General features: G+C 37.8%; 30 protein-coding genes and 1 tRNA gene. All 31 read left to right on the forward strand.

Features of this window, described 5'->3' with window-relative positions:
* The 31 genes from R8925_RS03035 (at position 1) to R8925_RS03185 (ending at position 24,298) form a co-directional block, all read left to right on the forward strand.
* Entirely contained in the window at positions 1-321 is a 321-nt protein-coding gene (locus R8925_RS03035; protein ID WP_430534444.1) for a hypothetical protein, read from the forward strand.
* 98 nt (positions 322-419) lie between these two features.
* The gene (locus tag R8925_RS03040) at positions 420-629 is read left to right on the forward strand and encodes a hypothetical protein (RefSeq protein WP_430534445.1); all 210 of its coding nucleotides are present in this window, start codon (positions 420-422) and stop codon (positions 627-629) included.
* 226 nt (positions 630-855) lie between these two features.
* Positions 856-1,044 carry a hypothetical protein gene (locus R8925_RS03045; RefSeq protein ID WP_430534446.1) on the forward strand — a complete coding sequence of 63 codons (189 nt, stop codon included), beginning with the start codon at positions 856-858 and terminating at the stop codon, positions 1,042-1,044.
* Complete coding sequence (locus R8925_RS03050) at positions 1,031-1,507, forward strand: siphovirus Gp157 family protein (protein ID WP_430534447.1); 477 nt, start codon at positions 1,031-1,033, stop codon at positions 1,505-1,507. The genes R8925_RS03045 and R8925_RS03050 overlap by 14 nt, the downstream gene beginning before the upstream one ends.
* A 10-nt stretch (positions 1,508-1,517) precedes the next feature.
* A complete protein-coding gene (locus R8925_RS03055) occupies positions 1,518-2,207 on the forward strand; it encodes an AAA family ATPase (RefSeq protein WP_430534448.1) in 690 nt (229 codons plus the stop codon).
* A gap of 16 nt (positions 2,208-2,223) precedes the next feature.
* Positions 2,224-3,522, forward strand: coding sequence for a DEAD/DEAH box helicase (locus tag R8925_RS03060; RefSeq protein ID WP_430534449.1), 1,299 nt, complete (start codon positions 2,224-2,226; stop codon positions 3,520-3,522).
* Between the two features lie 23 nt (positions 3,523-3,545).
* On the forward strand, positions 3,546-4,034 hold the full coding sequence (locus R8925_RS03065) for a DUF669 domain-containing protein (RefSeq protein ID WP_430534450.1): 489 nt from the start codon (positions 3,546-3,548) through the stop codon (positions 4,032-4,034).
* Positions 4,035-4,054: 20 nt separating this feature from the next.
* Positions 4,055-6,397 carry a phage/plasmid primase, P4 family gene (locus R8925_RS03070; RefSeq protein WP_430534451.1) on the forward strand — a complete coding sequence of 781 codons (2,343 nt, stop codon included), beginning with the start codon at positions 4,055-4,057 and terminating at the stop codon, positions 6,395-6,397.
* Between the two features lie 284 nt (positions 6,398-6,681).
* Positions 6,682-7,002, forward strand: coding sequence for a VRR-NUC domain-containing protein (locus tag R8925_RS03075; RefSeq protein ID WP_430534452.1), 321 nt, complete (start codon positions 6,682-6,684; stop codon positions 7,000-7,002).
* A 293-nt stretch (positions 7,003-7,295) separates the two neighbouring features.
* Positions 7,296-7,724: a DUF3310 domain-containing protein gene (locus R8925_RS03080; protein ID WP_430539399.1), complete on the forward strand. Its 429-nt coding sequence runs from the start codon at positions 7,296-7,298 to the stop codon at positions 7,722-7,724.
* Positions 7,721-7,996, forward strand: coding sequence for a hypothetical protein (locus R8925_RS03085; protein ID WP_430534454.1), 276 nt, complete (start codon positions 7,721-7,723; stop codon positions 7,994-7,996). The genes R8925_RS03080 and R8925_RS03085 overlap by 4 nt, the downstream gene beginning before the upstream one ends.
* Entirely contained in the window at positions 7,996-8,250 is a 255-nt protein-coding gene (locus R8925_RS03090; protein ID WP_430534455.1) for a hypothetical protein, read from the forward strand. Before R8925_RS03085 ends, R8925_RS03090 begins: the two co-directional genes overlap by 1 nt.
* Position 8,251: 1 nt before the next feature.
* Entirely contained in the window at positions 8,252-8,539 is a 288-nt protein-coding gene (locus R8925_RS03095) for a hypothetical protein (protein WP_430534456.1), read from the forward strand.
* Positions 8,540-8,752 carry a hypothetical protein gene (locus R8925_RS03100; RefSeq protein ID WP_430534457.1) on the forward strand — a complete coding sequence of 71 codons (213 nt, stop codon included), beginning with the start codon at positions 8,540-8,542 and terminating at the stop codon, positions 8,750-8,752.
* Between the two features lie 15 nt (positions 8,753-8,767).
* Positions 8,768-9,244 (forward strand): DUF722 domain-containing protein, encoded by a 477-nt coding sequence (locus R8925_RS03105; protein WP_430534458.1) that lies wholly within the window; start codon positions 8,768-8,770, stop codon positions 9,242-9,244.
* 122 nt (positions 9,245-9,366) lie between these two features.
* Positions 9,367-9,440, forward strand: a tRNA-Pro gene (locus tag R8925_RS03110).
* A 560-nt stretch (positions 9,441-10,000) separates the two neighbouring features.
* Positions 10,001-10,288: an HNH endonuclease gene (locus R8925_RS03115; RefSeq protein WP_430534459.1), complete on the forward strand. Its 288-nt coding sequence runs from the start codon at positions 10,001-10,003 to the stop codon at positions 10,286-10,288.
* Between the two features lie 103 nt (positions 10,289-10,391).
* Complete coding sequence (locus tag R8925_RS03120; protein ID WP_430534460.1) at positions 10,392-10,703, forward strand: P27 family phage terminase small subunit; 312 nt, start codon at positions 10,392-10,394, stop codon at positions 10,701-10,703.
* On the forward strand, positions 10,700-12,382 hold the full coding sequence (locus R8925_RS03125; protein WP_430534461.1) for a terminase large subunit domain-containing protein: 1,683 nt from the start codon (positions 10,700-10,702) through the stop codon (positions 12,380-12,382). The genes R8925_RS03120 and R8925_RS03125 overlap by 4 nt, the downstream gene beginning before the upstream one ends.
* An 11-nt stretch (positions 12,383-12,393) precedes the next feature.
* Positions 12,394-13,524, forward strand: a complete 1,131-nt coding sequence (locus R8925_RS03130; protein WP_430534462.1) for a phage portal protein — start codon at positions 12,394-12,396, stop codon at positions 13,522-13,524.
* The gene (locus tag R8925_RS03135) at positions 13,521-14,315 is read left to right on the forward strand and encodes a head maturation protease, ClpP-related (RefSeq protein ID WP_430534463.1); all 795 of its coding nucleotides are present in this window, start codon (positions 13,521-13,523) and stop codon (positions 14,313-14,315) included. Before R8925_RS03130 ends, R8925_RS03135 begins: the two co-directional genes overlap by 4 nt.
* A gap of 25 nt (positions 14,316-14,340) precedes the next feature.
* Positions 14,341-15,492, forward strand: a complete 1,152-nt coding sequence (locus R8925_RS03140; protein ID WP_430534464.1) for a phage major capsid protein — start codon at positions 14,341-14,343, stop codon at positions 15,490-15,492.
* Between the two features lie 13 nt (positions 15,493-15,505).
* Entirely contained in the window at positions 15,506-15,691 is a 186-nt protein-coding gene (locus R8925_RS03145; protein ID WP_430534465.1) for a hypothetical protein, read from the forward strand.
* 9 nt (positions 15,692-15,700) lie between these two features.
* Positions 15,701-16,000 (forward strand): phage head-tail connector protein, encoded by a 300-nt coding sequence (locus R8925_RS03150; RefSeq protein WP_430534466.1) that lies wholly within the window; start codon positions 15,701-15,703, stop codon positions 15,998-16,000.
* Positions 15,987-16,355 carry a phage head-tail adapter protein gene (locus R8925_RS03155; protein ID WP_430534467.1) on the forward strand — a complete coding sequence of 123 codons (369 nt, stop codon included), beginning with the start codon at positions 15,987-15,989 and terminating at the stop codon, positions 16,353-16,355. Before R8925_RS03150 ends, R8925_RS03155 begins: the two co-directional genes overlap by 14 nt.
* Positions 16,356-16,372: 17 nt before the next feature.
* Positions 16,373-16,753 carry a hypothetical protein gene (locus R8925_RS03160; protein WP_430534468.1) on the forward strand — a complete coding sequence of 127 codons (381 nt, stop codon included), beginning with the start codon at positions 16,373-16,375 and terminating at the stop codon, positions 16,751-16,753.
* Positions 16,750-17,139, forward strand: a complete 390-nt coding sequence (locus tag R8925_RS03165) for a DUF3168 domain-containing protein (RefSeq protein WP_430534469.1) — start codon at positions 16,750-16,752, stop codon at positions 17,137-17,139. The genes R8925_RS03160 and R8925_RS03165 overlap by 4 nt, the downstream gene beginning before the upstream one ends.
* Before the next feature lie 12 nt (positions 17,140-17,151).
* On the forward strand, positions 17,152-17,730 hold the full coding sequence (locus R8925_RS03170) for a major tail protein (RefSeq protein ID WP_430534470.1): 579 nt from the start codon (positions 17,152-17,154) through the stop codon (positions 17,728-17,730).
* Between the two features lie 63 nt (positions 17,731-17,793).
* Positions 17,794-18,102 (forward strand): phage tail assembly chaperone G, encoded by a 309-nt coding sequence (gpG, locus tag R8925_RS03175; RefSeq protein ID WP_430534471.1) that lies wholly within the window; start codon positions 17,794-17,796, stop codon positions 18,100-18,102.
* Positions 18,103-18,296: 194 nt separating this feature from the next.
* On the forward strand, positions 18,297-23,486 hold the full coding sequence (locus R8925_RS03180) for a phage tail tape measure protein (RefSeq protein ID WP_430534472.1): 5,190 nt from the start codon (positions 18,297-18,299) through the stop codon (positions 23,484-23,486).
* Positions 23,483-24,298 (forward strand): phage tail domain-containing protein, encoded by an 816-nt coding sequence (locus tag R8925_RS03185; protein ID WP_430534473.1) that lies wholly within the window; start codon positions 23,483-23,485, stop codon positions 24,296-24,298. Before R8925_RS03180 ends, R8925_RS03185 begins: the two co-directional genes overlap by 4 nt.
* Positions 24,299-24,305: the final 7 nt, after the last annotated feature.

Raw genomic sequence — 24,305 nt, forward strand, 5'->3', positions numbered from 1 at the left:
ATGAACAGTTACAATGTCTGGCTAAACGGTAAAAAGTTCACTAAATATGACGTGACTTTTGAAGAACTGAAAACTTCAATTTTAAAGCGATTAGGTAATATCAATTCCACAAATAGAATTAACAAAGACAAGTATAAAGCTAAAAAAATCATTTGGAATGCAAAGACTATCGATGAACTCATGGATGTAGACAGACACACAGCTATAAGTTTATGTGTAAGAGAGGGGGCGAAAAATGTACCTAATCCAACTAGCATCCCTACTAACAATCATCATCCTAACCACAGTACTAATCACCTATCACCTAACGAAAGGAAGTGATGCAAATAAAAATACTCGTCCCGAAGCTGTAACTTCAAAGACGAGCGCTTATAAAACAAAAACTATGCATAATTTAGCACGATTGGGGGTTAAAGTCAATGACAGAAAGCCAAATTATTATGTCAGAAATAAACAGGACGGTGAATCGTACCGGGCAACAATTAGCAAATAGAATTATTAAAAGTGATAATGATTTCGATAATCTGATTCACAATTTAGAATCATTCACAGCTAAATTAGAAGAGAACCGAAAAGCCTTAAATAAAGCGAGGTTGAGAGAACATGAGTTATGTAGTGCAGAAATATAACTATGCGTTAGAAAGATGGTTGAATGTCCGAGAATATAACACAAGAAATAAAGCTAGAAATGGACGATTAACCTGTTTAAAGAAAGACCGTGGCAAATATCGAGTGATTAAAAAATGAATAGTGAAGTAGAAAATCCGATGATTGTAGACGAACACTGGAACGATGGTTTCAGACATTAGGGAGGAAAAAGAATGAATATTGAGAAAGTTGGCGATGTAAATGTGGATGGACGTAATCTATCGTGGCGAAGGAATTAGCTTGCATGAACATGAGGACCTTTCATGTATGTACAACTGGTTACGAAGAAATAAGAAAACGCTTGAAGGTTGTTCCATCTATGATGAAATGATTGATATGTATATCGAATTGGATAAAAAGTTTCAGGAGGTGAAACGGACCAATGAAGTTATATGAACTGGGAAATAATTATCAACGGGTAATAGATTTAGCTGCAACAACTGAAGCAGAAACGCTAAATGACACATTAGATGCTATCAAAGAAAGCATTGATATGAAGGCGGAAAACATTGCAAAAGTCATCAAAACACTTGAGGCAGAAGAAGCTGGGTTGGATACGGAAATTAAAAGAATGGCAACACGAAAAACGACCATTTCAAACGGAATTAAAGGCTTGAAATACTATTTACAAACCGAATTAGAGAAAATTGGCACTGATAAAATCGAAGGGCAACATTTCACCATAGCGATTCAAAAAAACAACCCATCAGCGCGCATAGAGGACGAAAGCAAGCTAGTTGACTATTTGGTTGAACAACCTAAGAAAATCGATAAGAAAGCCCTTCTAGTGGATTTAAAGGCAGGTATTGAGGTAGATGGTGCGGAGTTGTATCAGGGTAGGTCGTTACGGATAAGATAGGAGTGATAATGTGGAATTTGTAAAGTCGGAAGAAATGAAAAAAAGTGAGCAATTCAAAATGATGATTTACGCTAAGCCGGGTGCTGGAAAGACGTCAACAGTTCAATATTTAGAAGGGAAAACGCTGTTACTTGATTGTGATGGAACTTCGAAAGTATTATCTGGATTGCCAAATATCACAGTAGCAAATTTAAACCCGCGTGATCCCATTCAAGATATGGCTGATTTTTATGGGTATGCCAAAGCGCATGTGGAGGAGTACGACAATATTGTGATTGATAACCTTAGTCATTATCAAAAACTATACTTGATGTTCCATGGACGGAAAACGAAATCAGGGCAACCAGAATTACAACATTACGGGATATTTGACAGTTATTTGATTGATTTAATCTCAGCCTTTAATAACCTTCCAAAAGTAAATGTCATGTATACAGCGTGGGAATCCACACGCCAGATACAGATGGAAAGCGGTCAGTTGTTCAATCAATTTTTGCCAGATATTCGCGACAAGGTTGTTAACCACATCATGGGGATTGTGCCAGTTGTAGCTAGATTGGTGCGCAATCCAGAATCAGGACAAAGAGGGTTTTTATTATCAGAGAACAATGGTAATTTTGCTAAGAATCAGCTAGACAATCGCGAATCGTGCCTACAAGAAGATTTATTTAAAATCGGTGATGTGGATGCTAACGCTTAGGACCTATCAAACTGAAATGATTAACAAAGTAAAAGAAGCGTTTCAAAATGGTTATCGTAAGCCTTGTGTAGTTGCTCCTTGTGGCGCTGGTAAATCCGTCATCCTATCCGAAATCATCCGCATGACAACACATAACAAAAATAGAGTGCTGTTCCTAGTACACAGGAAGGAACTCATAGATCAAATTCGTAACACACTACAATCAAACAATGTAGATATGGATTTTGTCACACTTGGCATGGTCCAAACAATTGTTAGACGTTTAGATAAAACGGTGGTACCTTCGTTAATCATCATCGATGAAAGCCATCATGTCCTAGCAAGCAGTTACAAGAAAATAATCGCTCACTTCTCAACCGCTTTAGTCGTTGGTTTCACTGCAACACCTGTCCGCTTAAACGGCGGTGGGCTTGGTGATATCAACGACACACTCATTGAAAAAGTGACGGCAAAATGGCTCATAGAAAATAATTTCCTATCCCCTTACAAATACTATGCGCCTGAAATCGTTCAAACTGATACATTAAACATCAAGCGTACAGGTGAGTTCGATATGAGCGGGCTAGACGACCAATTCAACGCGAAAATGGTATGGGGCGATGTGATACGACATTATCAGAAATTAGCACCAGGAGAGCAAGCAATATTATACGCCAGTTCGATATATCAAAGCGAGAAAATGGCAGCGAGTTTTAATGCAGTGGGTATTAAGTCGGCACATATTGACGGCAAAACGAATAAAACAATTCGCGATGAAATCATAAAACGATTTCGCGAAGGTGAAATAAAGGTCCTTTGTAACCTCGATTTAATCGGTGAGGGTTTCGACGTTCCAGACTGTTCTACCGTGATTATGTTGCGACCTACACAATCGTTATCACTATACATTCAACAATCTATGCGAGGTATGCGTTACAGACCTGGTAAAACGTCCATCATCATAGATCATGTCGGAAATGTAACGCGATTCGGTTTACCAGATATGGAACGCACATGGTCCTTAACACCGAAAAAAGGCAGTAACGCGACAAAAGCCGAAGCACCTGTAAAGATATGTAAAGAGTGTTTTATGACTGTGAGCCAGACAGCTAAGAAGTGTGAACATTGCGGGGCAGAGTTTAAGGTTGAGGTGAAGGCGGTTGAGGTAGATGAAACCGCAGAATTGAAAGAAGTAAAAGATTTTACCATTAAAATAGTGTGCCATAAACCAGAAGATTGTCAAGATATGCATGATTTATACGCATATGCAGAGTCCAAAGGATATAAAAAAGGTTGGGCTTATCATCGTGGGAAATCGATGGGATTTATCAAATAAAAAAAACGAAATGAGGAATTTAAATGTATAACGTAGACACAACAAAAGGATTGAACCAAAGAGTAGAAGCTGGGACGTATGAGGTATTTATTAATAACATGAGCGAGGAAGCATTACCAAGCGGGAAAGAATTTATTTCAGTGGATATCTTGATCCGTAATGATGTGAATCAACAGTTCAAAGACAGCCAATTCAAAGAACGTTTATGGATGAAAAAGGACGGTACAGGTTATGTACTAGCGCTACTAGGTTCTATTAAAAAAGCATTTGGAAATGAGGGCGAGTTCAATTATTCATCGTTTGCTGAAATGCGCGAGGACTTTTTACGGAAGCCATTCCAAGTAAAAATTGATTGGGTTACGACAAAAAATGAATCCACAGGTAAAGAATATACTAACTTGAATTTCCTTCAAGTAAATTCAACAACATTGCCAGCGTTGAATCATCAATTTACGGCTAAACAACAAGCTGGGCAACCAATTGTTATCAACGAAAACGATACACCATTCTGATAAGTTAGGAGCGTGCAAACATGTTTGAGAGAATACCAACTGAATTAAAAGAGCTCAAGCAATGGTGCGCTTACAAACTTGTTTGGGACGAAAAGCGCAGCAAACATAAAAAAATACCAATGAACGCAAATAGCGGGAGTTATGGTGATAGTACAGACGAAAGCACTTGGGCGGATTTCACGACCGCCCTTGCTTCCATTGAAAAGTTTGAGTTCGACGGCATCGGTTTTTATTTTAAACCGCCATACTTCGGTGTGGATATCGATGGCGTGCAAGAAGAAATTGAAGATTATTTTTACGGTGATACAGAAAACATTGTCGGCGAGTTCATTCAATCACTATCCAGTTACACCGAATATTCCGTTTCTGGTACAGGTCTCCACATTATTGCAAGAGGTGATTTGCCAGAAGGTGGACGCAGAAAAGACAATGTGGAAATGTATAATAACGGTCGATTCTTCGTTATGACTGGGAAAGTCATTGATAACTACGCCACAGTGAATAACGGCAACGAAGCTATTAAACGACTTCATGAAAAGTATATCGGTTCGAATAAAACTGCTAATCAAACAAAACATCAAGCGGGTTCCAATAATTTACCTGCCAGTGAAATATTAACAAAAGCATATGGTAGCCAAAACGGACCATACTTTAAAACATTATACGAGGGCAATTGGGAAGAATACTACGATTCGCAGTCAGATGCCGATCTCGCTTTTGCCAATATGTTGGCGTTTTGGACAGCAGCAGATTACGACAAAATGGATACTATTTTCCGCGATTCAGGTTTGATGCGTGATAAATGGGACCAGAAACGCGGGCAAAACACATACGGCCAAATAACGTTAGGTAAAGCCATATCCGATTGTTCCGAAGTTTATTCACCTAAACAAAGCAGTAGCCGAGTTAACATTACATTCCAACCGCGTAAAAACTGGGCGCAACTTTTAAACGAAAGGCGCAAACAGGAATTAGAAAAATTACAAGAAGAATGGTTAATGAGTGGGGGCAAAGGCAAACAACCAAGTGCTATATCACCAGTAGGTTGTGCCATCATATTAAAAGAGTTCTTCCGGTTCTGCCTATTCGATATGAACGAAAATACCCGATTAGCCATGTATTTAGAAGAAGATGGTATATGGACGCAGAATGAGACGTATATAAGGCGTTTCATCGGCTGGTTAGAACCAACACTTAACGCGAACCGTGCAAGTGATGTTATTTATCATCTGTGGAAAGGTGCCGAGGTAAAAGAAAAAACAGTATCGAAATACCTTATCCCAGTTAAAAATGGCGTGTTCAACCTAAAAACGAAGAAATTAGAAGCTTTCACGCCAGATTATGTCTTTACATCCAAAATAGCGACTCCATATGTTGCAGAACCGCCGAAACCAGATATTGAGGGATGGGATGTGCATACATGGTTGGATCAGATTGCATGCGGGGATGAACAGATCACAGCACTATTATGGCAGGTTATCAGTGCATCGTTGAATGGGAATTATTCGCGTAAAAAATCTATCTGGTTACTTGGTGATGGGAATAATGGTAAAGGAACTTTTCAGCAGTTATTGCGCAATTTAATTGGTAATTCCAATATCGCGACTCTAAAATTACCTCAGTTTCAAGAACGTTTTTCTTTATCCATTTTAGAAGAAAAAGTGTGTTGTATCGGTGATGACGTACCAGCAGGCGTTTATATTGATGATTCATCAAACTTTAATTCTATTGTAACTGGGGATGAAATTATGGTGGAACAAAAGAATAAGCATCCCTACAGCGCTAACTTTCATATGACAGTGATTCAATCAACTAACGGAATGCCTAAAATGCGCAATAAAACAGACGGAACTTATCGACGTTTCATTATTGTTCCTTTCGGAGCTAATTTAAAAGGTGGTAAAGATAATTGGAAAATCAAAGATGAGTATATTCAAAATCAGGAATTGCTCCAATATATTTTATTCCATGCAATCAATATGGATTTCGAGCGATTTATCGAACCGGACGCATCAATCGAAATAATGAAAGAGTATAAATTGGATAACGATCCGATTTTGGATTACCACGAACGTATTTTCAAGGAATATAAAAGCACAAGGATTCCACTGTATGCTGTTTATGAGTTTTATAAGTATTTTTGTGAATCAAACAATTTAAAACCAGTAGGCGACCGAGCGTTCTATAAGCGATTTGGCGAGATTATCGCAGAACAAGGATGGATAAAAGGAAAGCAGAAATTAAGTGGTAAGTTTGAGCCCACAGATGCACCAAGTGGCATACATCCTTATCAATATCAACAACCAAAAGAATCCATTACCTATGTTTGTTTCATCAAAAACAGCACGTTAAAGGTCGTGTAATCAGTCTTTTTTTTAAAAAGTTACCGGTTACCGAAAAAGTTCCCGAAATTAAAAGGTTGGGTAACTCCGAAATACGCACAGCCTCTATGTTTAAGATAGTGTAGTTCCCCAGTTACTATATTATACAACTCTTTATATAATATTAAAAAAAGTAAATATATAAAGAGTTGGAGTCTTTGGGTAACCTGAAAAATAATGATTAAACGGCTAGAAGCGCAGTGCATAGCGAGGTTACCCATTTCGGTAACTTTTCATTACGGTAACTTGGTATTAGGAGGTATAAAATGACAGCAGAAATAGACATTCAAAATGCAATACGGCGTGAATTAGGAAAAAGAGGGCATTATGTGTTTCGTAGCAATGTGGGCAAAATATTATTGCCCGGTGGTCGAATATTTGATACTGGGTTACCGAAGGGATTTCCTGATTTATTCGGATTCCGAAAATCAGACGGCAAGATATTCTTTATTGAAGTGAAGAACGAAAAGGGTAGATTGCGACCGGAACAGGTTAAGTTCCAAAGCGCTATGGAAAATCAAGCTGCACTCTGTGGAGTAGCGAGAAGTGTGGAGGATGCGATTAGGATTGTGGAGGGGATAGGATGACAGAAAACGTTGTAGCATTTATATTCGGTATAATTTTTGGCGGTATTTTGGCAACTAGTATATATTCATGGATTCCTTACTTCAAGAAGGAAAAAGGCGTAATAAATCACATTTTCGATGAGTATCATGAAATTGAAACGTTAAAATTGAACGAAAGGGACTACTATGACAAATTCATGAGAAATAAGGGTTATTACGTGAAAAGTGAAGATGAGTCTTCGATTATTTACCAAAATTCGTATGGAATTGATTATATAAAAGTGAGTAAAGCGAAATTTAAGGAGGAACCAAAAATGAAAATATATCATACAGAAACGCAAGGAGATTATAATGCTTTGATGGTTGAGTTTGAGAAGGAAGGGGTGACGTGGGTAAATGATGGTTTACCAGCATACCAGAAGATTAAAGGGTACCCTTATATTGTTCTTATTAATAAAACGATGGAAGTTGCAACATTAGATTTCGTACATGAGAGATACAGCAATATTCCAATCATTGAATACAAAGCCAACGACACAGTAAACAATCCAAGCCACTATAACACAGGTGGTATCGAAACGCTAGATTATATCAAAGCTAAAGTGAAAGATTATCCAAGCTATGCGGTAGGAAACATCATGAAATACATCACACGATACGAGCACAAAAACGGCATTGAAGATTTAAAGAAAGCACAGTTTTATTTGAATGATTTGATCAAGTGGATGGAGGGTGATAAATGATGGGACGGTTTGAGAAGAAAAAAACAAAGCGAGAAACAGAGTCTGTAGCTAAAATAGTTGTAGGGATTATGATATTTTGGCTTATCAGTCTATTAGTACCAGGTATTAGTGTTGCAGCTCAATTGATTTGGCATAACTCATTCACATTATTTCTTATGATTTGCGCAATTTCGGTTTGGGTTATACTAACGATAATTATGGCTGTAATCGCTGGTATGTCTTATAAAGAATTGAAAAAATATGCGGATATTTTGAACGAGGAGGATGAATAATGATCGGATACGGAATAACACTAATCATATTATCAACAGTTGTTTTATTAACTATTGTTAAAAACAATAAGCTAGAAAGAAGGTTAGCTAAAACAGAGGATGAAGTTGATGAATTGATTGAACGACTCCATTCTACGGATGATAAACTGGAAAAGCACATACGTGGACAACGTTATAAAAGCGGTGTGGTTGATGGATATAGTCCAGAAATATTGCTCTGCGACTACCCAACAAAACCGGAAGTGAGTGATTAATATGACAAGCCTAAAAGGACATTATTTTTCGGAATATAAAAAATTATTAAAGTTTCATACAGACGGTGAAATAGCAAATAGATGGGGTGTTACCAAAGCACAACTTAGTGAATGGAAATCAGAGAATGGGATATTCATCGATCATGAGAATATGAACGGTCTAAAGCGATACAGACATATCAAGAAGTTGCAAAAACTTGGATATGATATGAAGAAGATTAGCAGACTAACACAACTGAATCCGAAAAAGATTGAACGGATATTAGAAGATTATGAAGGGGTTGAGTGAATGAACGGAATGACTGAAACAGTAACGATAAGACTTAACAGGTATCATGATTTATTGAAAGCAAAAGAAGAGTTAAAAAACCTAAAAAACGATTTGTTTTCTTGGGATAGAGAACGGAATGTAGGTTTGGTTGATAAGCAGTTGGCTTTAAAATTAGCTGAACAGCAAAGAGGTGCTTTCATGGTTTCATTAGAAGATATTGAATTCAAATAAAGGAAGTGATGATAAATGAGCAAACGCAAAAACAAAAATCCATATCCAGATATGCCGAAAGATCAATTTAAATATGTTGAAAGTTGTTTGATGTATTATCACAAGAACATTGAAAAAATTGATGAAATAAAAGTTAGGATAATTGAAGCGAATAGACGCGGTGCCAGTGGTTATATTGATGATAACCAATACCTTGGAATCAGGAGCACGAATAAAGACAGCGCGACACTTCATAAAGTACTTGAAATTGATGATGACGTTCGCATCGAACGATTGCAAACGTTAGTATCGGCTGTAGGGTATGTGTTATCCAATCTACCAGATACATCGGAAGAACCATACCATCAATTGATTCAGTTACGTTATTGGGAAAATAAAAGAAGATTAACAATGATTGGGATAGCAAATGAGTTATCAATAAGCGAGCGAACAGCATATCGAATGAGAAAACGAATTATATATCTAATTGGGAAAGAATTAGGAGAATGGTAAGTTGGCAGTAAGTTGGCAGTTTTAGACCCTAAAACGGTGTTATTATGATAGTATCAGGAAAGTGAAGATAACCAAATAAATCGAATGATAACTTCTATCTTTTACTTTTCTGGTACTGTTTACAGGGTATAGCTCAATTTGGTGGAGCGTTCGCTTTGGGAGCGAAAGGCTATAGGTTCGAGTCCTATTGCTCTGATTAGGTTGAGTATTGTTTTTGAGACCTTTGTTGGCGCAAGGGTCTTTTATTAATTAGTTGCCAGCGCTATGTATAGCATAGTGTATCCTCGCCTACGGGTAGAACGAATGAGAAAGAGGAGAACAAAAAACAAGTCGTTGACGAGCGACACCGCAGAAGTTACCTGGTTTTATAACTGCGGAGTTTAAATTATATATTAGATAAACGCACTCTATGCAGGTGTTCATTATGTGGATACTGATTGTATGGTGCGTTTTTATTATGGGGTGAAATGATATGAAACAATTCCTTGTAATATGTCGGGATGCCAAAGATGCATGGAACATGATAGACCATGTCATCAAACATAGAGCCACATACGTAACCAATGTGGACAAGCTGAATATGATAGTAACGTTGGGCGATGAACAATACATATATCGTTCAACATATTCTAAGATAGATGGCTACCGTGTCAGTGGATGGATGTTATCAGACTGTATTAAGTCGACACTAAACGGTGATAGGTTGGAACGGATACTCAATAAGCTTAGGGATAGATATGTTAGGGTTGCGATGTAATGCTATCCAAACAAGAACGCATAGCCTTCTATAAATCCAAAGAGTGGCGTAATGTCAGGGAACAAGTGCTTAAAAGAGATAATTTTGAATGCCAAGAGTGTAAGCGACAAGGTAGAGTATCGACTGATAAGCGGTTAGATGTGGATCATATCCTTGAACTTGAATATTACCCAGAGTTGGCGCTTGTTTTAGATAATCTAGAGACATTAGATTTTGAATGTCACAATAAAAAACATAATCGTTTTATAAAAAAAGAAAACAAATGGAAAAATGATGAACAATGGTAGACCCCCGCCCGAAAACTTTGGCTTTTACATTTTGCTCTGGGAACGGTGTGGGGGGTTCTGTCGAGAAAAACGAATTTAAATACGTGTGTTAGGGGGTGTTCAAATGAATATGGCGAAAATCAAAAAGCAATTATTGAGTGGGATTAATAGCGAGGATGAAGTTGAAAAAGAAAAAGTAGACCGATATATAAATTTATTAACTATTTTTTATGAGCTAGATGATTCAATTAAGACAAATGGCGTTATGGTTGAAACGATTAATGCTAGCCAACGATTTTTAAAACCAAATCCAGCGATTGCAGAGAAAAATAAAATCAATACTTCTTTAATTGCTTTGGGGCGGGACTTTAATAGTAATTTACCACCACCAGATAAAACGAAAGGTGATAGCTACACAGCTAGTGATCTTACTTGATTAAACAAAAGTATGTAGATGCTTATATTAAGGACTATGAAACAGGTAAAGTTCTTTTTAATGAGGAGCGTAAGCAATTAATACGATATTTAAAAGAGGACATTCTAGTAAGGGATGACCTTTTTTTTGATGACCAGATGATTGAGGATTGTATAAACTTCGGCGAAAAATGGTATTTCCCATTACAGCCATTTCAAAAGTTTTTAATTGCGTTTATCTTCCTGTTTCATAAAAAGAATAAAAAAGCATTTTACCGAAAATTCCTGTGGATGTTAGGTCGTGGTGGTGGTAAGAATGGTCTGATATCTGTAGTCACACATTTCTTGATTAGTGAATTACACGGTATTCCTGAATACAGCATATCCATTGTAGCTAATTCAGAGGACCAGGCGAAAACAAGCTTTGATGAAATATTTAATGCAATTGAGTTTAATCCAGATATATTAAAGAAAGCTTTTATTAATCAAAAAGCCAAAATCGAAGGTCGGAAAACAAAGGCTATCTTGAAGTTTCGAACTAGTAATGGGAACACAAAAGATGGTTTGCGTGATGGTGCCGTTGTGTTTGATGAAATACACCAGTATCTAACGAACCAAGATGTAAAGGTTCATATCAGTGGATTAGGTAAACGTAAGAATCCACGTGAATTTTACATTGGTACGGATGGTGACATTAGAGAAGGATTTTTGGACAAACTAAAAGAGAAAGCTCAAAAGGTCTTAACAGGAGAAGCAAGACCGAATTCTATCTTTCCGTTTATTTGCAAACTGGATAATGAAGATGAGGTTTTTGAACCAAAGAATTGGGAAATGTCCAACCCTATGCTCTCTGAACCACGGTCAGAATATGCTGAAATTCTTTATGACACTATATTTGAAGAGTTTGAGGATTTAGAGGAAGACCCATCTAACCGTGATGAGTTTATGACAAAACGTATGAATTTACCTGTGGAGGATTTAGAGCGTAGTGTTGCAACTTGGGAAGAGATATTGGCAACGAATCGTCCTTTTCCTGACGTATCTAAATCGAGCTGTATTGGCAGTTTGGATTATGCAAGTATAAGAGACTTTGCAGCATGCGGATTACTGTTTCGAAATGAAAAGGATTATATATTCAAAACGCATTCTTTTGCTAGGAAGCAATTTGTTGATATTTATTATGGCTATTCGAAAGCGGATGATGTTGTTCAAAAAGAAAAATTTGCCCCAATCAAGGAATGGGAACAAGAAGGATTACTAACTGTGGTAGATGAGCCATCTATTAATCCGATGCATATTGTCAACTGGTTTATCAAAATGCGAAAACAATATGGGGTTAACAAGATTATTGCAGATAACTATAAAATGGATATTTTAAGACCCTTACTTGAAGCAGAAGGTTTTGAAATAGAAGTCATTCGAAATCCACGAGCAATTCACGGTTTGTTAGCGCCACGTATCGAAAGTGCGTTTGCCAATCACCAAATTATTTTTGATAACAACCCCTTAATGCGTTGGTACACCAATAATGTGTTGGTGAAAATCAAGAATGATGGAAACAAGGAATACCTTAAAAAAGATAAAATAAGAAGGAAAACGGATGGTTTTCAGTCCTTTGTTCATGCGATGTATCGGGCAGACGAAATTATCAATGTAGACTACAGCGAAGCATTAGATTTCTTAAATGCGATTGATTTTTAGGAGGTGAAAAAGTGGGGTTTATTGGAGATATTTTAAAACGAAACAAAGAAATTGAATGGATGTTTGACCTAGACATGTTGGAAGATACGTCACAAAGGGCTTACCTGAAAAGGATGGCTTTGGATACATGTATTCAGTTTTTAGGTCGTGCAATAGCGCAATCGGATTTCCAAGTAAGAGACGGAACGAAAAATCTTAAAAATACGCTGTACTATAAATTAAATGTAAGACCGAACACAGATATGTCATCCACAACATTCTGGGAAAAGGTTATTTACAAGTTAGTTTATGACGGCGAATGTTTAATCATCCTATCAGATACGGATGATTTTTTAATTGCTGACAGTTTCACCAGGTATGAATATGCGGTGTATGATGATGTGTTTAAGGAAGTAATTGTTAAGGATTATGAATTTAAACGACCATTTCCGATGAGTGACGTTTTGTATTTAGAATATGGCAATACCAAGTTATCAAGATTTTTAGATGGCTTATTTGACGATTACGGCGAGGTTTTAGGGCGCATGATTGACGCACAGCTACGGAATTATCAATTACGCGGGATTGTCAATATAGATCAGACGGGGACTTATGATGATGCTAAACAGGCGAAATTACAGGGATATATTCAAAAAATATTTAGAGCGTTCTCGAAGAATTCTGTAGCGATTATTCCACAACTAAACGGGTTTACTTACGAAGAATTAGGAGCTACACGAGCCACTACAACGCAATCTATTGATGAGTTAACGAAACTAAAGAAATCTGTTACGGATGATGTTGCGAAGATTCTAGGCATTCCCCCAGCTCTGATACATGGAGAAATGGCGGACTTGAGTAATAACACGAAAGCATTTAAAAAGTTTTGTGAAAGGTTCTTTATTAAAAAAATCCAAGATGAAATGAATGCGAAGTTCTTTAGTGAAAAAGAATATCTAGATGGAAAACGCGTCAGAATCATAACACCTGTGGATATATTTGAGAATGCAGAGGCTATTGACAAAATTATTTCGTCAGGTTCATTTACAAGAAATGATGTACGGGATGAAATGGGGCATGACCGTTCAGATAACCCAGAACTAGACAAACACGTTATTACGAAAAACTATGAAACGGTCGATAAAGGAGGTGAGAATGAATGACAAAAATTGAGGTAAAGGGTCCAATTATTTCAAGCAATGATAAATGGATTTATGATTGGCTGGACATGGAAGCCACATGTGCTAAAGATGTGAACGATGCTTTACAGAATGTAACTGGTGAAGTTGAAGTTTGGATTAATAGCAATGGTGGCGATGTATTCGCTGGTAGTGAAATTTATACGGCGTTGAAATCATATGGTGGACAGGTAACAGTGAAAATTGTTGGTATGGCGGCAAGTGCTGCATCTGTAATTGCAATGGCTGGTGATAAGGTCTTAATCTCACCTACTGGGCAAATGATGATTCACAACGTGCAATATGGTGGTAGAGGTGATTACCGTGATTTACAAAAAGCTTCGGATATCGCAAAGAATGCGAATGTTTCAATTGCTAATGCCTATCAATTGAAAACAGGCAAAACATTAGATGAATTATTGAATCTGATGGGAAATGAAACATGGTTAAGTCCACAACAAACTGTGGAAATGGGATTGGCTGATGAAATGATGTTCCAAGGAAACATTGAGGTTCCACAGCTTGTTGCAAGTACAGGAGGCATGTTATCGCAAGCCACACTTGATAAAGTGCGAGGAATGCAGAACAAAACGGAGCCTGATTTGTTGAATGTTAATCTGCCAACGGATGAAATCAAGAACATGGTAGATGAGGCAATTGCAAAACTAAAAAATGATGTTGTTATCGATGGAAAAACACTACAACAACATATGGATGAACAAGAGAAAGAACTAAATGAGCCTAAAAATACAGGGTTCAAAAGGTTCTTTTTTTAATACCTAAAAATAGGAGGAAATGAGAATGACAATGAAATTAAAAGGCGATACAATGGAAAATTTTAATGCTGCTAAACAAGAATTCATTAATGCGATGAATAACAATGAGGATCAAGATAAACAAAGTGAAGCGTATATGTCAATGATTGACAGTCTAGCTGAAAACGTTAAAACAGAGGCGGTTGAGGCGGCGCGTAAAGAAGCCGAGCAATACGCAATTGGTACAACGGCGGATGGTAAACTTTCTGCTAATCAACGTAAATTCTATAACGAAATGAACAAAGAAGTTGGCTACAAGGAAGAAAAGCTATTACCGCAAGAAACGATTGATGAAATTTTTGAAGATATTACATCAGAACATCCACTACTATCAAAAATCGGCTTGAAAAATGCTGGTTTACGTTTGAAGTTCCTGAAATCAGAAACATCCGGTGTTGCTGTATGGGGTAAAATCTTTGGTGAAATCAAAGGGCAATTAGATGCTGCATTCAGTGAAGAAGAGGCTATTTCTAACAAATTGACTGCTTTTGTAGTAGTACCTAAAGACTTAGAAGAGTTCGGCCCTGCATGGGTAGAACGTTTTGTACGCCTGCAAATTCAAGAAGCGTTTTCTGTAGCACTAGAAATTGCGTTCCTGACTGGTGATGGTAAAGACAAACCAATCGGGCTAGATCGTGATATTAACAACGGCACTACAGCAAGCGGGGTCACGACATACCCGAAAAAAACGGCGCAAGGTATCCTAACTTTTGCGGATTCCAAAGTTACTGTTAAAGAGCTAACAGGTGTCTTTAAATATCACTCTGTGAAGGAAAACGGAAAAGCACTGGCGGTAGCTGGTAGAGTTGTTATGGTTGTTAATCCTATGGATGCTTGGGATGTAAAAACGCAATATACTTTCCTAAATGCGAATGGCGTTTATGTTACTGCGTTGCCTTACAACCTAGACATTGTAGAATCAGAGGCACAACCACAAGGGGAAGTTCTTACTTTTGTTACAGGTCGATACGATGCTTACCTTGGTGGCGGTATTAAAGTAAATAAATTTGACCAAACACTAGCTTTAGAGGACTTAGAGTTGTACGTAGCTAAACAATTTGCATTTGGGATGGCTAAGGATATTAAGGCAACAGCAATCTGGACGCTTGATATTTCTGAAACTGTTCCATCAGCATAAGGAGGAAAAATAAATGTTGAAGTTTAAAGTATTGAAAAGGTTTCGTGATTTAGAAAAAGATACAACATATGAGGTGGGTTCTACAGTGGAGCTCACTTCTAAGCGTTCTAAAGAAATTAATGGCAAGTTAGGCAATGGGTTTCTTCAACCTGTAGAAGAGAAAGAAGAGCCGAAGCCTAAAGATAACCCGAAAAAGTAGGTGGTCCACATGACTGTGGATGAAAACATTGTAAAAGAATTTAAAGAACATGTTCGTATTTCTCATGATTCAGAGAATGATTCTTTAAAAAGAAAGCTGGTGGCATCTTATGCAGATATTCAAGAAAAGTGTGGTTCGTTTGATATTAATAAGCATAGTCGCGGTAAAGAGCTTGTATTTGAGCGTACAAGATATGCTATCAACGACGCACTAGAATATTTTGATAAGAATTTTATAAGTCAGTTAAACAGCCTTTCGTTTGAGTTGTATGAACCATCGGAAGAAGGTGCTTCGGATGAAACCATTTAAATATACGCCACCTCAAGTACAGGGCGGAGATTTAACAACTCCAGTTACTTTTTATGAATATGTGCCACATGATGGTCCAGAGCCTGGGGAAGAAGAGCGGAAAGTGCTATATGAGTGCTTCGCAAATGTCTATAATCCATCGATGAAGGACCTTCAAATATTGAATAACACATCAACTGTGGAATCCGTAACGCTAAACATCCGTAATCCATATACGGATTACATTGCCACGACAGAACATTATATAGAGATAGATGATTTCAGGTATAAAGGAAAACGATTCAATGTGAAATTTACTGGACCTGATCTAGAGAAAAATAATTATCTCAAAATTATTGCGGTGGTGAGAACATGAGCGGACGAGTGATTGGTGTGGATAAGATATTAAAGGAATTCGAAAAAAGGTATGGCCAAAGAAAAATCAATCAGATAACCACAGAAGCACTAGAGGAAGCTTCGAAAGTTGTAAAAAAAGATATGCAAGAAGCATTTAAAACCTTCGCCGATACTGGTGCTTCTAAGGATGAAATAATTATAACATTTCCACGGATTGTAGGTGGGGTCAAGCAGGTGAAGCTTGGGTGGAATGGTCCCAAAGATCGTTGGCGATTAATACATTTAAATGAAAATGGTTATACAAAAACAGGGCGAAGATATACACCTAAGGGAATGGGAACGATTAGAAAAACAATTGTCGTTTCTAAGGGCGATTTCTTGGTTGCTGTTCGAAAGGCGTTGATTCGTCATTTATGATCGATATTCTAAAAGAAATCTACGATAGATTCATAGAGAATGAAGTCATTGTGCAACATTGTAAAGAAAGGATAAAGTTTTACGATTACCCAGAAACGGCAGATGATACAAAGCCGTTTATGGTGATTTCCTTGCTTGAACCGCCCCGTGAAACTACTTATGCAAGCGATAATGCAAAGGTGGAGCATGTCAGTATTCAAGTTGATGTGGAAGCGATGGATCGTATGTTAGTAAAAGAAATCCAAGGTCAGGTTAAACAAATATTAAAAGAAATGAACGTTATGCAGGAGCTAGGGGGATTAGATGAGTACTTTGAGGAAACAAAGCGATTTGTTGATTCACGTAGGTATTCGGGATTCCCTTATTCGCTGTATAACGCATTTTAAGGAGGAAAATAAATGTCAATTTTAGTCGGTTTTAAACGTGCCACAGTGGGCGTGTTGGATGTTGAAGGAAAACTGGTAACAGGTAAGAAGTACACTATCGAAGGTAAACAAGGGGAAGGTGCTACTACGGAAGCGCAAATTACAGGATTATCAGCAGAAGCGAAAAAAGTATTTGGTTCTGACATTGCGTACTTCGTATCACAAAAAGGTGTTGGCGATTTGAAATTAGATTTCTCTGCACTGGATATTCCAATCGAAATGAACAACGATGTTCTGGGGTGGGTGAAAGATACGCAGAGAGGTTTTACGGTAGTTGGAGAAAATACGGAACCACCATACACAGCTACGTTATTGGAAAGTACAAACGCAGCAGGTGAACCAGTTGCTATCGCCTTGTTCAAAGGTCGTTTCTCGATGGATGAGATGGGTTTGAAAACGAAAGAAGAAGGGGCGTTCGAACCAGAGGCAGAAAAAACTACAATGAACTGTGTGTCTAATAAAGATGGTCTTAGCTTCGGTATGGCAGTAGGTGAAGAAGAAGTTACTAAACTGAAAGCTTACACTTTCCCAGGTGATGTACCAGCAGCATAAAAATAATCAGAAAGAGCCTCGTATTCACGGGGCTTTTTATATTGGGTGGAGGAGACGAATAACATGTTGAAAATTGAACTTTTAAACACAGAAACGAAAAAGAAAGAAACATTTACGCAAGATTTTATTAGCGCAAGGCTAGTTAGAAAAAGTCTGGAATTACAAGCTGAAATGAAAAAAGGTAAAAAGAGCGATTTAGAGTACTTAGATAATGCAATTGAATTTGTTGTATCTGTGTTTGATAACCCAGCCGTAACTGTGGATGCTATTTTGGATGGACTCAATGGGAATGAACTTTGGAAAACGCTAATCGAGATTTTGAACAAAGTTGCTAATGGTGATAATGACGAAGCGAATTCAGAGGGGAAGTAATTTCACCTGACGAAGCTCTAGAACAGATTGACGCGTTTTATCGTCAGTTGATTGTTGAGGCGGGTTGGGATTACAAGAGTGTAGATGAAGCTGACTTTTTCCATTTAATCAAGCTGATTTCGAATAAGAAAAAGAAACAAAAAGCAATACCGTTAGATCAGCTAATAAGCCAAATGCAGGGAGGAGGATAATATATGTCAGGTAACACACCTTTAGGTAAGATGATTGTGGAAATGGATTTGCAATCTTCTAAGTTTACGAGTTCTTTGACAGCTGTAAAACGTAGTTTGAAAAATAGTGAATCTCAAATGAGAGCGCAAATGGCTGTTTTTGATAATGCGGATAATAAGTTAGGGAAGCTAGAGGCGCAATACAATGGTTTAAATCGTTCTTTGCAGATTAATAAAAAGCATGTGGATAATCTGACGAAAGCTTATAAAGAAGAGGTAGAGGCCAACGGTGAGGCTTCGGTAAGGGCGCAAAATTTAGCAAGAGATATCAATAATACTGTGTCTAAACAAGCGAACTTAGAACGACAATTAAAAGCAACTGGCGCAGCTATGAAAGTTGAGAAACTTGATTTAGAAGAATTGAATAATAAGATGCAAGCGAACAGTCGTCATACATCTGCATTAGCTCAACAGCAAAGTCTTGCGGGAAATAAAATGGGAGCTATGCGGACGCAATACGCTGGATTAGGTCAGAAAATCACTGACTTAACACGTATTCGTGAAGCAGAAAGACAGAAGCTAGAAACGATTGCTAGTGTATCAGGAAAAACATCTAGTGCCTATGTGAATCAAAAAGCACGTATTGCAGAATTGGATAATCAAATCAAAATAAATTCGAACACGATGGACTCTTACGCGAAGAAAATAGGTGGCCTCTCTCCACGGTTTGATGAATTCCGTAACCAGTTAGAGAATAACGCATCTAGATTTAAGAATGTGGGCGACAAAGCTTGGGAAGCTGGTAAAACAGTAACGACAAGGTTTTCAGCACCATTAGCTGTAGGGCTTGGTGTCGCAATCAAGAAGGCGGCTGATTTTGAAGCACAGATGGATAGCGTTCAAGCTGTGTCTGGTGCGACTGGTTCTGAAATGACGAAACTTCAAGATTTAGCTGTTCAACTTGGAGCTGATACGAAATATTCTGCACAAGAAGCGGCAATGGGAATTGAGGAGCTTATAAAAGCTGGTTTAAGTACAACGGATGTTCTAAACGGTGGTCTTGCTGGCGCGCTAGATTTGGCGACTGCAGGAGAAATCGATTTAGCATCGGCGGCGGAAATCGCAAGTACAGCATTGAATGCATTTAGGGATGATAACCTTTCTGTTGCAGATGCGGCTAATATCTTAGCAGGTGGCGCGAATGCATCAGCTACAGATGTAGAAGGATTACGCTTAGGCTTACAACAAGCGTCAGCCGTTGCTAGTGGAGCTGGATTATCATTTGAAGATACAGCGACAGCCTTATCGGTATTCGCTCAAAACGGGCTCAAAGGAAGCGATAGCGGTACATCACTTAAAACAATGCTTATGCGTTTGCATCCGCAAACAGACGCGGCCGCTGGGGAATTTGAAAGACTAGGATTGCTGACAACGAATACTGAAAATGCAATGAAAACGTTGAAAGAAAACGGGATTAAGCCTTTATCTGGTGAGCAAGGTATTTTGATGGAGCAAATGCATGATTTAGCTAAATCTATGGCGGGTCCGAAGGCATCTACAGCGAAGGTGAACAAAGAATTTAATAAGCTACTCATGAATTCCGGTTCCTTGCAATCGGCTTTTTATGATGCGAACGGTGACCTACGTTCCATGTCGGAAATTGCGGACATCTTGCAAAAAAGTTTAAAGGGTATGAGTTCAGAGCAACGATCAGCAGCATTAAACACAATGTTCGGTTCTGATGCTATCCGTGCTGGTAATATCTTGTATAAAGAAGGCGCAAAAGGTATTAAGGACATGAATAAAGAAATGTCTAAAGTTACTGCTGCGGAAGTCGCTAAAAAGAAAATGGACAATCTAAAGGGTGCTGTGGAGGAACTGAAAGGTGCAGCCGAAACTTTAGCAATTACTACCGGGCAAACATTGATTCCGATGTTTACAGATGTGGTGAAGCATGCTCAACAGATGCTTGATAAGTTCAATAATTTAAACCCCGGTGTGCAGAAATTTATTACACAGATGGCTTTAGCGGGCGCAGTTGCTGGACCAGCGATTATGGCGTTTGGTGGGCTTAATAGAGGTTTAGGCTCTATGATTAGCGTTATTGATAAATCTGTCGGCGGTTTTAGTGTAATGAAACTAGCAATGCAGAATACAAAAAGCGGTGTTAGCGAACTAAGCTCAGGTGTTGGTCAAGCTAACAGACCGTTCTCGATTGTTACTAAAAGTGCAACGACCTTCGGAAAAGGGCTTGGACTATTAACAAACCCAATAGGTCTTACGGTTTTAGGTGTAGGAGGTATAGGATTAGCATTATATGGGCTTAAAAAAGCTTATGATAATAGCAGGACTGATATTGACTTATGGGGAACTAACGTTCCGAAACGAACTGCAAAAGTTTTAGAGGGAGTTCAGAATCTAAATAATAGAGCCACAGGAGAATTCCAGTTGATGTCACAAGGTATAAGTGGTTCGTCATCTGCTATGATTGAGGATTTCTCCAGGATGGGTGCGTCAATTGAAAATGACCTGAAATCTAGAATTGAAGGATTGAATGAGGCGTTAAAATTGGTACCTGGATACGCCAAAGAAGCTGTAGGAGCAGTATTGAGCGATGAGGAGAAAAGGCTACAAGGAGCATTAAAAAAAGTAGAGGATAATAACCGTCGCGTTTCAGAAATAAAAAAACAAGCAAAAGACAATGATTACAAGATGACCTTGGAACAATCTAAGCGAATTAAAGATTTAGAGATGCAAAATGCCAAAGAGTACGTTAATATCACAGTCGATAACAAAAAAGACAGAGAAGCTCTTCTTTCGGCAATGACCGCAGATGTAACTAGTGCTACAGAAGAACAAGCGAAAAGCTGGGCTACAGGTTTAGCAAAACAACGCCAAATTATAGGCACAGAAGCTGCTAAATCTAGAGAAGAGTTCAAAAAGAGTTTACTTGATAATGGAGTAAAAGAAGGTAGCGACGTTTGGGTAAAATCATTAAAAGCTATGGAAGAAGGTAGTAAGAATGCGGTTAGCTCAATTGATCAACAGATTGCATTAATTGTGCAAAAATATCCTGAAATAGCAAAAACAGTTTTCTTAGCTAACGGTCAGGTTATTGATAGTTCACAGGAAACATCGTCAGCTATGATTGCTGAAAATCAAAAAATTATTGATTCTGCTAGAAAAGTAGCTGAGTCAAGTATATCCATGACTCAAAGTTTACAATTTGTCGGTAATGAGTCAAATAAAGCGGGTGCTTTATGGAATAAGATGGTCTTTGACGAGAAAACTGGAAAAGTAAGCACTAACGCTCTTGAAAAGGTTGTTGAAGCAAGCAAACAAGAGGGCGTTTGGAACAAACTGAACTTCATGTCCAAAAACGGTCTACTATCAACTAATGTAAGTAAAATATTGGATGAGGCTAAACAGAAAAAGCTAACTGGTTGGGATGCTATTGAATATGCTACTAAGCATGCTGATATTGATTCCAATGAGAAGGAAATGCTAAAGAGTATATTAAAGAATAAGAATCAGAACTGGAATCCATTAGAGTATTTTAAAAAGCATGCTGACATAGATACGAATGCATATGACATTATGCAACTAGTTAAAGTTGCTAAAAGCCAAGGTTGGGATACTATACCCAACTATAGCAAAAAGGATTGGGAAATATTCACTAATGCGCTCCAAATAAAATCAGAGTTGCAATCAGCAATAAGAGATTGGAATGCTATACCTCAACGAGATCAAAAAGTCCTTGAATTTTCTTATAAAACGAACGGCAAAGCCCCATCAGGTTCACTCGCTTTCAATGCAAAAGGAACGAACTTCCACCCTGGAGGGGACATGGTTGTCAACGATGCGCCAGGTTCTAAATTTAAAGAACTTGTCACGTATCCGAATGGATTTTCATTTATTCCAGAAGGTAGAAACGTACTGTTACCTAATGTACCCCGTGGTTCATCTGTACTACGCGGAGATAAAACAGCTAAGATAATTCCAAGGTATGCAAAAGGTACAAAGAAATCCGTTATTCCAAAAAACACATTACAAAGTATGTCATCTAAATTCAATGTAGATATTCAACCACTCATGGTAAATATTCAGTATTCGAAAGATAGCAACAAACTAAACACAGAGCTGAAAAACCTTATCAGCAAACTAACAAAGGAATCACAAAATCGTAAGAGTAAGAATGTTAGTAATTTGAGTGTAAATAATGCCAAACGATATGTTGAAAATGAGTATAAGAAACTGCAAACACTGATAAAAAAACGTGATACACTGATTCAGAAAATCAAGTCTGGTAATGAAAAGCTAAAAGAATTACAACAACAGAGTAATGATTACGCAAAAGGTATCACAGATAGTGCTAAGAGTTACACGTCTATTACAAGCCTAGATAAGGACGGTTTCGACACAAAATATATGCAACAGGGCATGACAGAACGGCTGAAAAATCTTAATGAATTCAACGCCAACTTAGAAAAATTAAAGAAAATGGGCGTGAATAAAACAACCTTAAGTGAAATTATGGAAGCTGGGGTTGAAGGTGGGGCATCTTACGCAAAAGCTTTAGCAGGTTCAGACAAGAAAACGATTCAATCGCTTAACAGTTTGCAAAGTCAAATTAACACAGCGAGTTCTCGGCTGGGTAATAACTCGGCTAACTATATGTACAAAGCTGGGATTGATTCAGCTAAAGGATTAGTGAAAGGGCTAGAGAGCCAACAAAAAGCACTAGAAAATGCAAGTAAGAAAATGGCGAATACGATTGTTAACACGACGAAGAAAACACTGAAAATCAAATCGCCGTCACGCAGATTCCGTGATGAAGTAGGTAAAATGGTTCCTGCTGGTTATATAGCTGGTGTAGAGTCAATGAAGGGTAAAGTAACTAAAACAATGAGTAATTTAATTTCAGTTCCTTCTATAGAAATACCCCCGATCCGTGAAGGTTCGTTATTGATGACGTCTATTAAGTCAGCGTTAAATGCACCAGGTGAGAATAAAACGATTCAACCTGTGGACAACAACGGTGTTATTGAACAATTAGTCGCATCAAATAAACAGCAAGGAGAAATGATTCAATTGTTGAAAGCTCTACTATCTAAAGATTTAATTGTAGACGATAAAGCGCTAGAAAGAAGCAATACAAAAATCCAAAACAGGCAGTTGAGAAATGATTTGCATTCGTTAGGTGGGAGTATATGATGAGGCATGAAGTGATATTTTTAATTAATAACGAACCAGTGAACTTTACCGGTAAGTCAGGTATATACGCCCTCGAATATGATCGAGACGATGTCAATACAACCAATGATGATATTGATATGTTCGGAATGGATGGTGTGATACCTCGTGTTAAAAATTTTGGCCCGTTTGAATTCAGGCTGAAATTTTACTTCGATGGTCGATACGATAGAAAATTAGCGTTGCAAGAAATTCAAAACTTAGTGCATAGGCGTGAGTATTATTATGTCACACATTCTTTCATGCCAGGTATGAAATTCGCAGTCAATAAAGCAACGATAGAGAAAGAGCAGTTGTTTGGAAATGAATTTATTTTCACTATCATGTTCAACTGTTTCGCAGGTTGCGCCGAATCATTGTTATCAACACTAAGTGATTTTACGGTAATGGAAAAAAGCTGGCAGTTTGGACAAAATTTAGTATCGCAAAATTACCAGTACAAACACACGCGGAATAAGTTCCCCATTTATAACGCTGGTGAACTCACGGTAAATCCTCGTCAACATTATTTACGAATCAGGCTAAAAGGTGAGAGTGATGGTAACTTACAAATATCCAATCTAACCACAGGTGATACATTTATTTACAATCAACCAATCGCATTAGCGGACACACTCACTATAGAAAATGCCATACCAAAGCTCAACGGTGTAGCCTGTGGACGGGACACAAACCACAGATTAATATCTTTAAAATCAGGTGAAAATCTCATCAGTATTGAAGGCGCAAGTAGCCTATCTACCGAATGGGATTTTTATTATCTGTATAAGTAGGTGAAAG

Origin of the sequence: Listeria rocourtiae subsp. hofi (assembly GCF_963575615.1) — a bacterium.
In the GTDB taxonomy this organism is placed as follows: domain Bacteria; phylum Bacillota; class Bacilli; order Lactobacillales; family Listeriaceae; genus Listeria_A; species Listeria_A hofi.

What these genes read in the sequence shown, in the direction of transcription:
- R8925_RS03045 (WP_430534446.1), top strand. Translation starts at nt 856, where the DNA reads ATGGACGTAATCTATCGTGGCGAAGGAATTAGCTTGCATGAACATGAG.
- R8925_RS03090 (WP_430534455.1), top strand. Translation starts at nt 7,996, where the DNA reads ATGATCGGATACGGAATAACACTAATCATATTATCAACAGTTGTTTTA.
- R8925_RS03115 (WP_430534459.1), top strand. Translation starts at nt 10,001, where the DNA reads ATGCTATCCAAACAAGAACGCATAGCCTTCTATAAATCCAAAGAGTGG.
- R8925_RS03155 (WP_430534467.1), top strand. Translation starts at nt 15,987, where the DNA reads ATGAAACCATTTAAATATACGCCACCTCAAGTACAGGGCGGAGATTTA.
- R8925_RS03035 (WP_430534444.1), top strand. Translation starts at nt 1, where the DNA reads ATGAACAGTTACAATGTCTGGCTAAACGGTAAAAAGTTCACTAAATAT.
- R8925_RS03165 (WP_430534469.1), top strand. Translation starts at nt 16,750, where the DNA reads ATGATCGATATTCTAAAAGAAATCTACGATAGATTCATAGAGAATGAA.
- R8925_RS03050 (WP_430534447.1), top strand. Translation starts at nt 1,031, where the DNA reads ATGAAGTTATATGAACTGGGAAATAATTATCAACGGGTAATAGATTTA.
- R8925_RS03145 (WP_430534465.1), top strand. Translation starts at nt 15,506, where the DNA reads ATGTTGAAGTTTAAAGTATTGAAAAGGTTTCGTGATTTAGAAAAAGAT.
- R8925_RS03060 (WP_430534449.1), top strand. Translation starts at nt 2,224, where the DNA reads ATGATTAACAAAGTAAAAGAAGCGTTTCAAAATGGTTATCGTAAGCCT.
- R8925_RS03140 (WP_430534464.1), top strand. Translation starts at nt 14,341, where the DNA reads ATGACAATGAAATTAAAAGGCGATACAATGGAAAATTTTAATGCTGCT.
- R8925_RS03065 (WP_430534450.1), top strand. Translation starts at nt 3,546, where the DNA reads ATGTATAACGTAGACACAACAAAAGGATTGAACCAAAGAGTAGAAGCT.
- R8925_RS03105 (WP_430534458.1), top strand. Translation starts at nt 8,768, where the DNA reads ATGAGCAAACGCAAAAACAAAAATCCATATCCAGATATGCCGAAAGAT.
- gpG (WP_430534471.1), top strand. Translation starts at nt 17,794, where the DNA reads ATGTTGAAAATTGAACTTTTAAACACAGAAACGAAAAAGAAAGAAACA.
- R8925_RS03075 (WP_430534452.1), top strand. Translation starts at nt 6,682, where the DNA reads ATGACAGCAGAAATAGACATTCAAAATGCAATACGGCGTGAATTAGGA.
- R8925_RS03095 (WP_430534456.1), top strand. Translation starts at nt 8,252, where the DNA reads ATGACAAGCCTAAAAGGACATTATTTTTCGGAATATAAAAAATTATTA.
- R8925_RS03080 (WP_430539399.1), top strand. Translation starts at nt 7,296, where the DNA reads ATGAAAATATATCATACAGAAACGCAAGGAGATTATAATGCTTTGATG.
- R8925_RS03040 (WP_430534445.1), top strand. Translation starts at nt 420, where the DNA reads ATGACAGAAAGCCAAATTATTATGTCAGAAATAAACAGGACGGTGAAT.
- R8925_RS03070 (WP_430534451.1), top strand. Translation starts at nt 4,055, where the DNA reads ATGTTTGAGAGAATACCAACTGAATTAAAAGAGCTCAAGCAATGGTGC.
- R8925_RS03100 (WP_430534457.1), top strand. Translation starts at nt 8,540, where the DNA reads ATGAACGGAATGACTGAAACAGTAACGATAAGACTTAACAGGTATCAT.
- R8925_RS03150 (WP_430534466.1), top strand. Translation starts at nt 15,701, where the DNA reads ATGACTGTGGATGAAAACATTGTAAAAGAATTTAAAGAACATGTTCGT.
- R8925_RS03180 (WP_430534472.1), top strand. Translation starts at nt 18,297, where the DNA reads ATGTCAGGTAACACACCTTTAGGTAAGATGATTGTGGAAATGGATTTG.
- R8925_RS03135 (WP_430534463.1), top strand. Translation starts at nt 13,521, where the DNA reads ATGACAAAAATTGAGGTAAAGGGTCCAATTATTTCAAGCAATGATAAA.
- R8925_RS03120 (WP_430534460.1), top strand. Translation starts at nt 10,392, where the DNA reads ATGAATATGGCGAAAATCAAAAAGCAATTATTGAGTGGGATTAATAGC.
- R8925_RS03170 (WP_430534470.1), top strand. Translation starts at nt 17,152, where the DNA reads ATGTCAATTTTAGTCGGTTTTAAACGTGCCACAGTGGGCGTGTTGGAT.
- R8925_RS03085 (WP_430534454.1), top strand. Translation starts at nt 7,721, where the DNA reads ATGATGGGACGGTTTGAGAAGAAAAAAACAAAGCGAGAAACAGAGTCT.
- R8925_RS03185 (WP_430534473.1), top strand. Translation starts at nt 23,483, where the DNA reads ATGATGAGGCATGAAGTGATATTTTTAATTAATAACGAACCAGTGAAC.